Origin of the sequence: Bacteroides sp. OM05-12 (assembly GCF_003438995.1) — a bacterium.
In the GTDB taxonomy this organism is placed as follows: domain Bacteria; phylum Bacteroidota; class Bacteroidia; order Bacteroidales; family Bacteroidaceae; genus Bacteroides.
On sequence record NZ_QSUN01000018.1, the window covers coordinates 18,819 to 33,638 of the forward strand.

Genomic DNA, 14,820 nt, shown 5'->3' on the forward strand with positions numbered 1-14,820 from the left:
ATTATTCATGCTTTTTCTTCTATCTCTTGTTTTCCATAATCCGGATCGATCTTAATAAACGAACATACGGCAATGGTCGCTGCACAACACAGCATTACCCAAATAAAGAAATTCTCATAACCAATATGTTCTTGCAGCCATCCGGCAGCCATACCCGGCAGCATCATACCCAAAGCCATAAATGCCGTGCAGATAGCATAATGTGCTGTTTTATGTTCGCCATCCGAATAATAAATCAAATAAAGCATATAAGCAGTAAATCCGAAACCATAGCCAAACTGTTCAATGAACACACACAAATTTATGACGATTAAACTCTGAGGCTGCGCATATCCCAAATAGACGAAAGTAAGACAAGTCAGCGAAAGGCTCCAAGCCATCGGCCAAAGCCATTTTCTCAGTCCGCCTTTAGCAGCACAAATACCACCGATAATGCCGCCGACCGTCAATCCTATAATGCCAATCGTACCATATACCCATCCCACTTGTTCCGTTGTAAGCCCCAAACCTCCTTTATCCAAAGGATCAAGTAAAAAAGGATTTATCAATTTTACCAATTGAGCCTCAGGGAAACGATAAAACAACATAAACAAAATAGCAATACCTGCCTGTTTCTTCTTGAAAAAAGAAGCAAAGGTGTGGAAGAACTCCCGAAAAATATCCGAGACATTAGTTACACCACCTGCAACAGGCCTGTCCGACGCAGGTTTAGGCAGAATAAACTTATGGTACAAGCTAAATCCTATAAATAAGCCCGCCAATATAAAAAATGTAATAGACCATGCAAAAGATACTTTTCCCGTCCACCGTTCCAAAGAACCGGCCAATATAACCAATAACCCTTGTCCGGCAATTGTTGCTATACGATAGAATGTACTACGGATGCCGACATATAAAGACTGGTCGTGCACATTCAAAGCCAACATATAAAAACCATCTGCCGCTATATCATGGGTTGCCGAACTAAAAGCTACCAACCAAAAGATTGCCAAAGTCAACTGAAAGAAATAATCCATCGGGATGGTAAAAGCAATGCCTGCCAATCCTGCCCCGACCAACAGTTGCATGGTTACCACCCACCAACGCTTTGTTCTCAATAAATCAATAAAAGGACTCCAAAAAGGTTTAATTACCCACGGCAAATATAACCAGCTTGTATATAAAGCAATATCCGTGTTAGATATACCCAAGCGTTTATACATGATTACAGAGATAGTCATGACCGCTACATAAGGCAATCCCTGCGCAAAATACAAAGTAGGAATCCATGCCCACGGAGATACTTTTTTGTCTTTCATCATACTTTTTCAATATAGTTTATTAACCATCGCTCCAATATAATAGTGCAACAATATCTCGTTGTAATTATAACCTTGCTCACCCATCACAGCCGCACCGATCTGGCAAAGTCCGACACCATGCCCCCAGCCTGCACCATAGAAAATAAACTGATCGCCTTTTCTCTCTATTACAAAAGCCGAGCTATATAAATGAGATGTTGACAATATACGTCTTATCTCCAACTCCTTTCCGATAGTCAGTGTCCTCTTACTACCAACGATCTTCAGACGGACAAGTCTTCCTGATACTCCACGTTCTACCGGAATCAACTCTTCTACCGTTCCAAAATCAATGCCTGAACGCCGGTTAATCAGTTCGGACAATTCATCTTGCGTATATACAACCTTCCAACGATAGAAATTTATGGTTTCCTGATCATAATTATTTAAAACCTGACGCAATATACGCTGATCCGTCGTATTACAGAAACTATCCGGAATACTTTTTATCCATTTCTCTGCTTCCGTTTCAAGACGAAGATCCGGTAGCTCTGTACACTTCTTACTATCTCTTTGTCTGGACAAATAAGGATGTTTCTTGTCTTCCCAACAATATTGGAACTCTTCGAAGGCCCCTCCGCAGCATTTAGAGAAACGTGCATCGCAAATTTCACCTTCATACATCAATACCTCCCCTGCCGTTTCCGTCACAGCTTGTGTTACCGTAGGTCTGGAAGCACGTGTTATGCCCTGATACCGTTGGCAATGATCATCCGCACAAACATCAAAAAGCAAATGATCGTCCGTATCATACCATTTTATCAGTTGGGAATCCTGAATAGCGAACTGAGGTTTCTCCGATTTACCGACCAATACTCCATTGACAGATTTCAGCTTATTCATTAACCAGCTTCTGGATATAACGGCATGAGCTTTAAGTAACTCCAAAGAAGCAGAGGCACTCATCTCGGAAGAAATAACACTTATCAGATACGTCTCAAGCGGAACAAGATTGATTACTAACAACTTCCCATTTTCCACTATAAACTTCAGAGCACCCTGAAACGATTGGTTCTCTCTTCGCTCCCAATGAAAACCTATACCGATACTCACTTCATACAACTCGAAAAAGCTCTCCGTAAACCCGGATGGTTCAAATAAAAGTTCAGAATAATATTTGTCTTTCCATTTTATGCCTTCCGAAGAATAAGTAACCAATTGCTCACCTGTGAAACAAGCTTCTCCAAACAAATAATCACCATGGAAGCAAAAACGAATCTCTTGTCCGGACATGATACCTACACGTACTTTCGGCTCTTTCATAATTCTCTCTTTAAACGCATAGACAGTTTATCCATATCATTAAGTCTCACCTCCCGAAAAACGGTGCTAACATCCTCTTTTGTTATCTTCTCAAAATCTTTCTCCAAAGGGATAATCAATACCCCTCCCATATCCACTGCACCCGGACTGAGCAATAAATTTCCGTCTCCTTCTATCGAATAACAAGCCGGGCGATGTTTCTCACGCAAAAACAAACAAACGATCCATTTATCCTCTTCACGCCAAGTCAACACATTAAACATCGGTTCCTCTTCGCCTGCCTTTACTTCCAGCATTTCATAGACACTCTTAAACAATTCCGCTGCATCTGTTTTATGTTCCGATTCTATTATCAGCACACTCCGAAGATAATTCTTCAATGTATAAAGTTTTAAGCCTGTACGCTCCCAAAGCAACTCTTTATCTATGGACTTCCATTCTTTTTCTATCGGAAGAAAACCTTTATTGCCTGCTTGAAAGTGAGCATGATCCGGTGCCGAAGCACCACACCTCGGACCATTATAAAAGATTACATACTTATCTAATGCCGTTGCCATATCAAGCATATCCTCAAAACGAGTGGAAAGGGATTGTGGCAGATGCTTCAACAAAGGTATCGTAAAATGTTCCGGAAATATAGGAAAGGGATTAACTAATACCTGATAATCATCTCCAAAAGGCAATCCTCTTTGTTCCTCAGGCAGATTAGCAGGACATAGAAAGCATTTCCGTTCCTTCAGAGACTTATTATCTGTTTTTGCTGCCGATGAAACAAGACGTGCTGGATTAAACTGAAGATGAATCTCAAAATCGTCATATTGAAATCGCTTAGTTTTAATTCTCCCCAATGCAAGATAATTTTCTCGCGCCAGTTGCCAATTTTCTAATTGCACTTTAAACAGTTCCTGTACCTGTTCTGATGTTACCAACCTTTTCATTGCTTTTTATTTAATGCGATACGTGCCTGAAGTTCCCAAGTACGGATGCGGTCTTTATAAGTATTATGTGCATTCATCTTCGTCACATCAAGCGAAGCATCCGAATTATCTTCCCAACGCCGACAAAGATATACCACATCATAAACACGTCCTATCCGGTATTCACGTGAGATATTTAATCCTAACGCATAATCTTCTCCATAACTGGTATTAGGTACTTTCACTTCACGCAGCACGGGGGTATAAAAGGCACGGGGAGCACCTAAACCATTAATACGTAGTGCGTTATTTCTCCCATTGTCCGACGTCCATTCCTTATGGTCTATAACACCCGGAGCAATCATATTCATATTAAAATCCGTCATCATGTAAGTACCGACTACCATCGCACAGTTTTGTTCATAAAAAGCATCTACCATGGTTTGCAAGGTATGCTTGTCCTTATACACATCGTCACTATCTAATTGTACGGCAAACTTTCCACACTTCGGATGGTTTACTCCTTCATTCCAGCAACCGCCGATACCCAAATCATAGCGAGAGGGAATAATATGAATCAATCTTTCGTCGGCACTATATTTCCCGATAACCTTGCTCGTTCCATCCGTTGAATGATTATCAATAATAATCAGATTGAACTTAAAATCAGTATCCTGACACAGCACCGAACGAATAGCATCTTCTATGGTACGGATACGGTTACGGACAGGAATGATGACAGATGCTTCATATTCAAACTCTCCTTCATTAAATACCACGTCCTTAAATTCCGGTTTCAAGTATCCGCCAATCCTCTTCAGATGTTCCGTACAAGCACTCTCCATTTCAATTTGTACCTGACGGTTCTTCGGGTCTACATAATCGAATATCTTTTCACCACTCTTACGTGCATCATGTTCTACCTCCGAATAAAGATATTCATTAATATGCACTAACTCACCCAAACAGGAAACACGTAAACGTAAATCATACAGACCTGCAAACCGATAATCTTTATCCATTTCGTCAACGGCTTTTCTCAACAAGTCCGCCCGATACAACAAGACAGAACCAAAGTCAAAATCATCACGCAGACTACCCGGTTGATAATCAATCACCGGACATATAGAGGAGTTACCTTTCACCACTTGATAATGATCCGCATAAAGCATTGCCGCCTGGGTATCATGCGCTATACGTAGCATACGCTCTAAAGCATATTCACCCAATTGCAAAACAGTATATTTGGTATAAACCAGTGAATATTCACTATCCGAATGAGACGCAATTCCTTTCATCGTGCTTGTACCGTTCAAAGAGTCTGCCGGAAGTAACTCACAGCCGTCAACCGATTCAATATGTCGGTCAGACAACAAATAAATCTTATTCACCAAGCCGGTTTCTTGTAGTCCCTTTACAGTTTCGACAACCTGCTCTTTATCTTTAAAAGGAATAAAACAATTGATTATTGCTTTCATCTTATTTGTTCGTTTTACTAGGTTCAGCCAATACGAGCGAAAGGCTCAACAAATATAAAACAAACTTAGCTAAATCAAAAAGAATTATCGACTTACTTACCTAGCCTATCGGTTTACAGGAAATAGCTCTAAATAAAACGTACCATACCTATATATAATCTATATACTATTAACTTATATTTTATACCCCCTACTAAATTTTTGTCGCGGAGCTCATTACCAACACTTTATCTTTCAAAAAGCCTCAAATAAGAAAACTTGTGACATCAATCGCCCTTATGTGTGCTGAAAATTTGTCGCGCTTTTTGCACGACTCATAAAAATGCACTACGTCTTCATACTCGACGCACTACATCTTTCTTACGAATGCACTACGTCTTTCGGCAACTTCGTCAGGGAGAGTCCGGTTAGACATCAAAGAGAAAATTACAATACACAGGGAGAACGCACCTAACAGTCCCGATGCTGAAACAAGAACTATAAGCCTTATTTCTTTCTAATCAGAAGACAGGCTCCGAGATAAGTAAACAAAGCATTAAATATGAGAAGTTCATAGCTGAAAGAATAACCGTTAAACCATTCTTCCGAGTTCTTTTGCAGAATAAAACATAATATCGGAGAAAGAATAGCGACTAACGGAATATAGCGGTCATACACTTGTTTCTTAGTAAAGATGCCAAAAGCAAACAAGCCAAGTATAGGTCCATAGGTATAACTTGCTAAAGTATAAACCGCATCAATAACACTTGTATTGTTCAATAAATTAAAAATCAGGATTGTCACAGCCATTACCACCGACATTCCTATATGCACCAGTTTACGCACTCTAGCCACTCCATTCTCATCTTTCTTCTTGGTCGTTTCCAGGATATCCACGGTAAATGAAGTTGTAAGTGCCGTCAATGCCGATCCCGCGGCAGAATAGGCAGAAGACACCAATCCCAGCACAAAAAGAATGCCGACAATTACAGGCAAATAACCTTGCGTGGCGATCATCGGGAATAGTTCATCGCTCTTTTCCGGCAACTGTATACCTCTCTGTGCAGCATAAAAATACAGAAGTGCGCCTAGCATCAAAAACAGCCCTATTACAAAAAACTGCGAGACAATACTCACAACCATATTCTTCTGCGAGTCTTTAAAGTTCTTACAGCTAAGATTACGTTGCATCATATCCTGATCCAATCCTGTCATAGCTATCATCGTAAAAATACCTGCCATGAACTGTTTGAAGAAAAAGCGCTTATCATTGACATCATCAAAGAAAAACACTCTCATATACCCACTTTCACGAATGGAATGGAACATATCCGCAAAGCCCAAGTCCATATCAGACACGATATAATAAATACAAAGTATAAGGGATGAAACCAGACAAAAGGTTTTCAAGGAATCTGTCCATATCAACGTTTTAACTCCTCCTTTAAAGGTATAAAGCCATACTAATGCTATCGAAAACACGATATTCAGTATAAAAGGAAGATGCAAAGGGGTAAAAACCAGTAATTGCAATACAGCACAAACAAGAAACAGACGAACGGAAGCACCTAGCATTTTGGAGATAAAGAAAAACCAGGCACCCGTTTTATAAGTAGAAGCACCAAAACGACTTTCCAAATATTCGTAGATAGATACCAGATTCATCTTATAGAATAGTGGGGTCAGTAGGAAGGCGATAATAAACTGCCCGGCCATAAAACCCAGCATCATTTGAAGATAAGAGAAGTTACTGGCTCCCACCATGCCGGGGACGGAAACAAAAGTTACTCCAGAGATACTGGAGCCTATCATGGCAAAGGCAACAAGATACCATGCCGACTTTCTATTCCCTACAAAAAAGCCTTGGTTGTCTGCTTTTCTACCCGCAAAATAAGAGATAAGGAAGAGAATAACGAAATAAAAAAAGATTGTAGATAAAACCAATACAGGACTCATAAGTTCATTTTGTTTTTATCTACAATCCGTTAATCATTAAATACCCAAAGGTAAAACCTATTTCCTGAACTATCTTCTTTGGCGTCTCACAGAAACTCTCGGACCGGAAGAAGACGAGGAAGATTTAGAAGCCTTAGAAGATTCTTTCTTTACTTTCTCTTGCTTAGTAGAGGTAGATGAAGCAGCGGCATTATCCGTTCCTTTCTTCTTTGAATTTCTACCCACAGAAGCGACCTTATCCCGGGATTTACCAGTGCTCTCTTTCGCCAAAGCTACGCTATCAACAGGTTCAACAGGCTTAATCCGGGTAGATTCCCACAAGTTATCATTGAACGCTTTCAGCTGCCCTTCTATGCGTTTTTGTTCCTTTACAAGGGCACTGTCCGTAGGGCAATACTGGCTCAATGTCTGATTAAGCATATTGGTTGTCTTATAAATCTCCCCTTTGTACATCCTTGCTGTGAAATAATCATCTACATTCAGGTTCGAAGTATTGTTCAAATCACTGGTCATAACAGGCACTTGGCTCAAATAAGGGCTTATATCATTAAAATCCAACCAAAACATCGGTGATTTAACCTCTTCCGTAGAAAAGTCTCCCGTACGATGAAGCACCGGACAAATAGCAACGACTTTAGCATTCATAGTTGAAGAACGCTGATCGAAATACCAATTCTCTTTTATAAAATAGCTCAATACTTCCGATGAAGGTATATCACTATTATCTATCCGAAGTAAAGTGTCTCTCTTCTCAATCTGTTCTTCATAATAAATATGGAAACGATCCAATAAATCCCTGAAATTAATTCGATTTTCGGCAGTCAGAGACTCAGTACCATCCAATCTGTATTCATACGCCGGGATCTTGCCTTCCGCCATCAACTTAAAGATGAAAGTGAACAAGTTCATTCTATTCCCTATCGGTTCTACAGGAAAATACAATGCCGCATTTTTCTCGTCTTTTAAATTTAGCGTACGATATATTTCACGTTTCCAGATAACCTCTTCAGGCATCGGCACTTGTCCTGTATATTGCGCTTTGGCCCTCACTGAAAGTTCAGGTGCCGATTGCGACTCTTTCTTTTCTTGTTGTGCCCTACGCAATGGCGGCTGTGCCATTATTTGCTGTACAGCAAAAAGAGAACAAAGAAATGTTACTATACAAATAAAGCGTTTCATATCTTGTTATATTTTAATTTACAATTACTTCAAGCGATGTTGGCAATAAACGTTCCACTCCATCAGGTCCTACCGCTTTTACACGAGAAATATAAAAACGTTTACCTCTTGACAGACGGCGGAATAAATCACGTTGACGGTTAGAGAATTTACTTCCGTCTGAAATCTCAGGAACCGCATTTCCCATATTATCAAAAAAGACAGTCTCGAAGCTCAATACATTAAACTTAATGTTCAGTAACCCGTCGTCAATGGCTGCAATAATTCCCTCAGTACCCATTAACTGAGCTTTCGAAAATCCTGTCCCTCCACGATATCTCTGCGGATTGCCCTTGTCATCCTTATATTCTATGAAAGGAGTCGGGTTCGGCAATTGCCTTACACGGAAAGCATATTGTCCCATCACCTGATTTCTACCTTCCAAATTGGCACTAACCGTAATTACCGCATCTTCGCCAACTTTAGACGGATGAGCGATAAATCCCCCTTCAACACTCTTTAATGTTCCATTGCCATTCGATATAGTAGCCTGTATCTTTTGATTCGGCACACCCGGAACGGATATACTTATCGGATTGTCATAACCGGCATAAAGCACATTCATCATCGTAGCCGAGACTGTTGCCGAGGGTTCTACGACAGTATATTTCTGTGAAAAGTCCCTTCTAAGTACGCTCCCATCCCCCTGATTCAACTCCAAATAGCCGGCTAAAGTAAACTCACCTGTGCTGTTGCAAATCGTTTCATAAAGTCCGTTACTCTCCTGAGGTAATTCTTTATCACCTATAAATATAGAAGGACGCTGGGTAGAGTCGACAGCTGCAAGAATGATATTTGCACTGAATTTACCACCACGCACAATATTCTGTGAGTTCGGTATGACATAGGCATTTACCTGATTCACACGCAAATCACCCACATCAATATTCTTCACTAATGTATGAAGCACTTCACCCTCAGCATACCGGATATCATTCTGCAACTTAGTCAACAGTGTAACCGCTGCCGCAACAGGTGTATTCTCAAATATATATTCTTGCCAATTCTTACCCAAAGCGGATGACTTCTTAGGAACCTCCGTACTTAAATTATCGCTGATAATCGTTCTCTGAAGTGAATCCGTTATCATGGACAATATTTCTTTCTTATATTCATTAATACTATTGAAAAGCTTATTACCCTGTCCGGTCCGGGGAGAAAGCATGATATAAGATGCAGCCTCAAGATTTTCCTTGTTGGATATATTCTTCACATCACCTTTTTTACCGTCCGATTCTTTCACTATACGTACTTTAAGTTCATCCACATAGTCATATAAAGAATCAGATATACGCTTAACGTGTTGAGCTTTATCATACCAAGCCTTTACTTTTTCCGGATTCTTCTCCATATAATAAGAAAAGTCATCATATAAAGACTGATTCTGTGTCGTTGAATTCGAGGTAGAACGATTTAAGCTCTCATCTACCAACGAAAAGCCATTAAGCACATCCGAGGAAACATTCAGGGCAAGCATAGCCATTAAGACGATATACATCAAGTTTATCATCTTCTGCCTTGGGGTTTCCGGTCCGTTTGATGTTGCCATTGTTCTTTATTAATTTATATTTTAAACAAATCAGACATTATCTGTCCCGTTTACTTTCATATTTACTGTCATAGCTTCCAGCATACGTGCATATACCTTATTCAGTTCATCGATTTGAGAAGCCATCTTTTTACTTTGTTCATTAATCTCATCCAAAGTTCCTAATTGTGAACTAATGCTACGCAATTGTATTTCATAAATCGCATTGATCCCATTAAGGTTCTTATTCAATATATTTATCTGTTCCGCATCTTGTCCCATAGATTTCGTTTGGTCAACAAAACGGGTCAAAGCATCTGTCATTTCTTTCAATTGATCCAAATAAGCCTTTGTTGCTTCCTCCATTTCCGGACTTACTTCTACTCCCGGAGTTACCGGAGCGACACCGCCCGAACCTATTGATATAAAAGGAACACCACCTGCCATATTACCAGCCCCCGCAGGCATAGTACCTGTCGGTACTGCTCCGGCAGCCTCAGTAGCTTCCGTAACAACATTTGGCTGGGCACCTTGCACTACCGATTGAGGAACTTGGATATTTCCTCCCATTCCACCAATAAAGATGGCACCACCGCCTCCTCCGGTCTGTTGACCTTGCATGCCTTGAGCTTGCATTACGGTACTCATTGAGTCTTCGGATTCGTCAGCTGTTTCATCCTCTTTTTCTTTCTTTCCATAATCTGCACCCGCAATCTTTATATTCGGGAAAACGCTTTCCCACTTATATGATTTGAAAGGTCGGTCAAATGCAGAAATAAAAAACACTAAAACTTCCGTACCCATACCGGCAAATAACATAAAGTTTGCTCCCGGCAAGTGAGTCAGCTTAAACAAAGCACCCAAAATTACGATAGCAGCACCCCAGCTATAGGCATAGTTCAACATAACTTTACCTTGATAGCTCGCAAGAAAATCCTGCAACTTACGGGTCAATCCCCCTTTTTTATCTTTGTCTGTCATATCTTATATATCTTTATTTACCTTTTCTATTGTATCCTATCTGCGTTCTCACACATCTAAAGCCGATATATGAACGTCCCACATTCTGATATTCATAAGTACGGGCATCCGAACGTATGAAAGCAGCAACATCTTTCCAAGAACCTCCCCTTACTGTTTTCTTCTTCATCATATAGGGATCTTCCTTAGCAGCATTATACGTTAAATCGGGATTCATATCACTCATTGATAAAACTCCGGCTTCAGTATAAACCGTTGAAGTCCATTCTGCCACATTACCCGCCATATCATATAAACCATTGGAATTGGGTGAGTATGCTCCGACCCTTGTAGTAATCAAATTACCGTCCTTGGTATAATCACCTTTGTCTGGTTTGAAATTCCCATAAAAACATCCCTTATCAGACTTTGTCTCTTCTTCTTTCCACGGATAAATATTACCGTCAACACCTCTTGCCGCAAACTCCCACTCCACTTCAGAAGGTAAACGATAACGTTGGATAAATCTTGCCGCACCACGTAAGCCTGCCAATAAATAGTTCGTGCGCCATGCACAAAAAGCATTTGCCTGTTCCCAGTTAACGCCGACAACCGGATATCCATTATAACTCGGATGACTAAAATACAACTTCATATAAGGCTCATTATAAGCATTCTGAAAATCATTCACCCAGCAAGTCGTATCCGGATAAATATTTATAATATAACTATTCTGAAAATCATACAGGCTAGATAATGGTCTGGTTACCGTCTGGTTGATAATGCGTCCGTCTTCATCCACATATGCAGTATCTTTTGAAATCATAATGACTTCATCCATATTAACCGGCACATCAGTATTTAGGTTTCTCTCTGCCGGATTAATTCGGTTCTTGCGTAAAGCTGCTTGTGTATGGTCAAAGAACTCATAAGCATAATTCATCTGATCAGCATCCAGTATTTTATTACCCTCTACCGGGTGTATCTTATAGACACTTTCAATGGCCAGCTGCTCATCTTCCGTCGCCTTTTTCCAAGGAATTGGTTTGTTCCAATTTAAATGAGGCTTAATAGGATTTCCTTCTCTATCCTCTTCTATCTTGTATAACTCATTTCCACCAAAAGCCGGATCAGCCAAACGCTCACGAATGATAGAATCACGTACCCAAAATACAAACTGCTTATATTTTGAATTCGTTATCTCTGTTTCATCCATCCAAAAAGCATCAACAGAGACCTCTTTCGTAGGAACAGAAATACCCCAAAGGCTATCCGATTTTTCCGGACCTATTTTGAGAGAACCGCGCTTAACCAACACCATTCCATAAGGAGCAGGTTCATTCCACGCTACCGCACTAACTCCGGTCAATTCGCCCCCCGCTGAAGCTCCTCCTGCCGGCCCCATACAGGCAGACAGCGTCCCTAGAATTACTATACAGCCAATTAACAACAACTTTTTCATATTCATTATAATATGCGTATACTCTTATGTTTATTTTTACTCTTTCCCATAAAATTCATATTCATCGAATAGTTTACGAAAATATCATGACTGCCACTAAGTGCACCGATTTTAGACGTAAACATATTGTAAGCATACCCCACAGTTAAATCCTTCAGTTGCATACCCAAAAGAAAAGAAACAGCATTTCCCGGGCTATACGATAAACCTGCATAATACACTTTTTCATTCCAGGTATATAAAGCACGCACCGTCAAATCCGCCTTAAAAACTACCATATCTGTTTTAAGCATCACCGACGGTTGTATTGAAATTAACGGATTTTTCGTTTTTATATTGCATCCGCCTGTGAAATAAAATGTAGGGTCTACTTTTATTTCATTATTATCACCCAAAAGAACAGTAGGAGCATTAAGATGCGAAACAGATAAACCGGCATAAAATATCGGATGAGTATAAAAAGCCCCGAAATCAATATCAAATCCTGTTCCACTTGCTTCAGAAGAGGGAAAAGCGGGGTCGTTCTTAGAACTCTCGTCTTCTCCGAGATACAAGTTCTTAGGGTCAAAAGAAATACTTAATCCACCCAACTGGGCTCCTATCCCTAAATTACCACCAAACAGTTTAAGTTTAAAAGAGTATTGTAGCCAAAAACGTTGATTACGGAGCAAACCGATACCTTCGTTAAAAAATCCGGCACCTACGCCATGTTTCTTTTCCAAAAACTTAAAAGGCATATCCGCACCAAAATACATAGACTTTGCTGCATGAGTAAAACCCAGCATCTGCATACTATATGTTCCGTAAATATTCAGTTTATCGGTCTGCCCCGCATACGCCGGATTATAGAATCCATTCAACGCCCAGTAGTTAGTAAACTCTACATCAAACTGGGCTTTCCCCTTAAGAAAGCAAAGCAACAGACAACCAAATAGTAACAGCCTTTTAATATTCATCCAATCATGTAAAGAATTTCCGTACCTTATAAAACTGACAAATTGTGAATAAATTGTGCCAATATATAAAAAAGGGAGCTTTTTAATCAAACTCCCTCTCATATATCTGTTTATAACAGATGTATACTCACTTAATACTCTTCTTCGTTGAAGAGTTGTTCAATATTTGTTTATCAGCCAGTTATCATTGACACAATAACATTTAGCCAAACAAACCACGCTATCGGAGGCTATCTGAGGACAAAGATAATGATTTCTGGACAAACAAATACTATGAATTTTGCAATAATTCCATTTCTATTGTTCTTATTCCTCCTTCCAAAGGGGTTTTATAACTTTCCTCTTCATAAATAGCTAATGATAAATATAGTAGAGCAGAACGTGTTAGTCTTAATAACCGCAATGTTTTATCGTAGAAAGCATCTTGTTCGATTTCATAAGTTTCGGGAGCTTCATCCCAATACATATTTTTAACTTCTACAACTTTGAAAGATTTATGCTCGATGTAATTTCGGATAGTAGCAATCTCTTTTGCTTCCGGCTCAATTGGCGAACCGCTTTTTTCATCCAAATCCTTGCTTAGCCAAAAAAGCCCACGCAAAGCTAAATTATGCTCGTTGAAAATTTCTGTCCTTATCGGATTCTTAACATTGCCGCTTTTGTGCCAGATATTTCGAAAAGAAACCTTATTCTTATCAATACCTAATTTCAAATAAATATTGAGTAGATATGCGATTTTGTCAAAGATGGAATAACATAAACGAAATGCTATCTTTACTTTCTCGATATTTATTGAATATAACGGCATGTCAAAAACGCTGTAAAGCGTAACTTCTCGATTCGAGAAATGCTTTCTGTCATTATAGGCTCCATCATAAAAAAAGAACCTTGCTGTAACAAATTCCTGCTTAATCTGATTGAATATAGATTGATATATCGGCTTATCTTCTCTTTTAAGTGTCATTGCTGGCGTGTGTAAAATATCACGGGCAACTATATTTTGTCGAATAACATCATTTAGCGGATTCAAGAACAAAACATTGTCAATGCACCAAAGACGATAATCTTTGTCTTCCTCAGTACAATCTGCTAAAATATCAGGATACACTTTATAATCGTCCAATAATTCAGATGGGTAGCTACTTGCTATATGATTGGCTAATTCGTGAAATCCATAACCAACTTCGGGATACACATCTTTCTTTTCAGACGCCTCCAATAGATATTTACGAGCGTATTGTAAAAAGATGAATTGATGGGTTCCGTCGAACAATTCCCTTGCATAACGATATAAACCGTATCCTTTATTCCCTAATGCCATGCCGAAATCAGAATTAATGTTTAAAGCCCAATTAAAGTAGTATTGAGCTTCTGCGTATCTCCCAATATGGCTAAAAGCACATCCAAGGTTGGTCAATACTTGGCAAGCATCCATTGCCTTCACGTCGTCTATAAAATGCAATGCAACTCTCAAATGATAAATCTCTTTTTCGTATTCCGTAGAAAATAGTTCGGCATTCTCTGGTGAATCATATTTTAATGACAACACATAACTCCATCCATTCGCAACGAAATAATGAAATCTACATTTTTCACTTTTATTAAATTGGCTAATATCAACTTTCGTTGACAGGTCCAAACCTTCTTTGAGTTTAGATAGATTTCTTTCCTCCCTTGAGGTTTCGAATATCATAGCCAATTTATTTAAGATTTCCAATGGTGTATGTGTGTTTATATTGCACATAATAAAAACGTAGTTAAAA

The 14,820-nt window shown here is 39.4% G+C and carries 11 protein-coding genes; all 11 read right to left on the reverse strand.

The window, feature by feature from the left end:
- Positions 1-5: 5 nt before the first annotated feature.
- The 11 genes from DXB63_RS12845 to DXB63_RS12895 all read right to left on the reverse strand — a co-directional run bounded on the left by DXB63_RS12845 (position 6) and on the right by DXB63_RS12895 (position 14,750).
- Positions 6-1,298 carry an MFS transporter gene (locus DXB63_RS12845; protein WP_122126865.1) on the reverse strand — a complete coding sequence of 431 codons (1,293 nt, stop codon included), beginning with the start codon at positions 1,296-1,298 and terminating at the stop codon, positions 6-8.
- A gap of 9 nt (positions 1,299-1,307) precedes the next feature.
- Positions 1,308-2,603 (reverse strand): SpoIID/LytB domain-containing protein, encoded by a 1,296-nt coding sequence (locus DXB63_RS12850; RefSeq protein WP_122126821.1) that lies wholly within the window; start codon positions 2,601-2,603, stop codon positions 1,308-1,310.
- On the reverse strand, positions 2,600-3,541 hold the full coding sequence (locus DXB63_RS12855) for a DUF4922 domain-containing protein (protein WP_122126822.1): 942 nt from the start codon (positions 3,539-3,541) through the stop codon (positions 2,600-2,602). The genes DXB63_RS12850 and DXB63_RS12855 overlap by 4 nt, the downstream gene beginning before the upstream one ends.
- The gene (locus DXB63_RS12860; RefSeq protein ID WP_122126823.1) at positions 3,538-4,998 is read right to left on the reverse strand and encodes a glycosyltransferase family 2 protein; all 1,461 of its coding nucleotides are present in this window, start codon (positions 4,996-4,998) and stop codon (positions 3,538-3,540) included. Before DXB63_RS12860 ends, DXB63_RS12855 begins: the two co-directional genes overlap by 4 nt.
- Positions 4,999-5,484: 486 nt before the next feature.
- On the reverse strand, positions 5,485-6,933 hold the full coding sequence (locus DXB63_RS12865) for a sodium:solute symporter (RefSeq protein ID WP_122126824.1): 1,449 nt from the start codon (positions 6,931-6,933) through the stop codon (positions 5,485-5,487).
- Between the two features lie 69 nt (positions 6,934-7,002).
- A complete protein-coding gene (gldN, locus tag DXB63_RS12870) occupies positions 7,003-8,112 on the reverse strand; it encodes a gliding motility protein GldN (protein ID WP_122126825.1) in 1,110 nt (369 codons plus the stop codon).
- Between the two features lie 13 nt (positions 8,113-8,125).
- Positions 8,126-9,700, reverse strand: a complete 1,575-nt coding sequence (gene gldM / locus DXB63_RS12875) for a gliding motility protein GldM (RefSeq protein ID WP_122126826.1) — start codon at positions 9,698-9,700, stop codon at positions 8,126-8,128.
- 30 nt (positions 9,701-9,730) lie between these two features.
- Positions 9,731-10,660, reverse strand: coding sequence for a gliding motility protein GldL (gene gldL, locus DXB63_RS12880; RefSeq protein WP_122126827.1), 930 nt, complete (start codon positions 10,658-10,660; stop codon positions 9,731-9,733).
- Between the two features lie 13 nt (positions 10,661-10,673).
- Positions 10,674-12,101, reverse strand: a complete 1,428-nt coding sequence (locus tag DXB63_RS12885) for an SUMF1/EgtB/PvdO family nonheme iron enzyme (RefSeq protein ID WP_199604209.1) — start codon at positions 12,099-12,101, stop codon at positions 10,674-10,676.
- Between the two features lie 5 nt (positions 12,102-12,106).
- Entirely contained in the window at positions 12,107-13,057 is a 951-nt protein-coding gene (locus DXB63_RS12890; RefSeq protein ID WP_122126829.1) for a PorP/SprF family type IX secretion system membrane protein, read from the reverse strand.
- Positions 13,058-13,328: 271 nt separating this feature from the next.
- Entirely contained in the window at positions 13,329-14,750 is a 1,422-nt protein-coding gene (locus DXB63_RS12895) for an LA2681 family HEPN domain-containing protein (protein ID WP_233522855.1), read from the reverse strand.
- Positions 14,751-14,820 lie beyond the last annotated feature (70 nt).

Coding starts and splice junctions, on each gene's coding strand:
- DXB63_RS12845 (WP_122126865.1), bottom strand. CDS start 1,298: ATGAAAGACAAAAAAGTATCTCCGTGGGCATGGATTCCTACTTTGTAT.
- DXB63_RS12850 (WP_122126821.1), bottom strand. CDS start 2,603: ATGAAAGAGCCGAAAGTACGTGTAGGTATCATGTCCGGACAAGAGATT.
- DXB63_RS12855 (WP_122126822.1), bottom strand. CDS start 3,541: ATGAAAAGGTTGGTAACATCAGAACAGGTACAGGAACTGTTTAAAGTG.
- DXB63_RS12860 (WP_122126823.1), bottom strand. CDS start 4,998: ATGAAAGCAATAATCAATTGTTTTATTCCTTTTAAAGATAAAGAGCAG.
- DXB63_RS12865 (WP_122126824.1), bottom strand. CDS start 6,933: ATGAGTCCTGTATTGGTTTTATCTACAATCTTTTTTTATTTCGTTATT.
- gldN (WP_122126825.1), bottom strand. CDS start 8,112: ATGAAACGCTTTATTTGTATAGTAACATTTCTTTGTTCTCTTTTTGCT.
- gldM (WP_122126826.1), bottom strand. CDS start 9,700: ATGGCAACATCAAACGGACCGGAAACCCCAAGGCAGAAGATGATAAAC.
- gldL (WP_122126827.1), bottom strand. CDS start 10,660: ATGACAGACAAAGATAAAAAAGGGGGATTGACCCGTAAGTTGCAGGAT.
- DXB63_RS12885 (WP_199604209.1), bottom strand. CDS start 12,101: ATGAAAAAGTTGTTGTTAATTGGCTGTATAGTAATTCTAGGGACGCTG.
- DXB63_RS12890 (WP_122126829.1), bottom strand. CDS start 13,057: ATGAATATTAAAAGGCTGTTACTATTTGGTTGTCTGTTGCTTTGCTTT.
- DXB63_RS12895 (WP_233522855.1), bottom strand. CDS start 14,750: ATGATATTCGAAACCTCAAGGGAGGAAAGAAATCTATCTAAACTCAAA.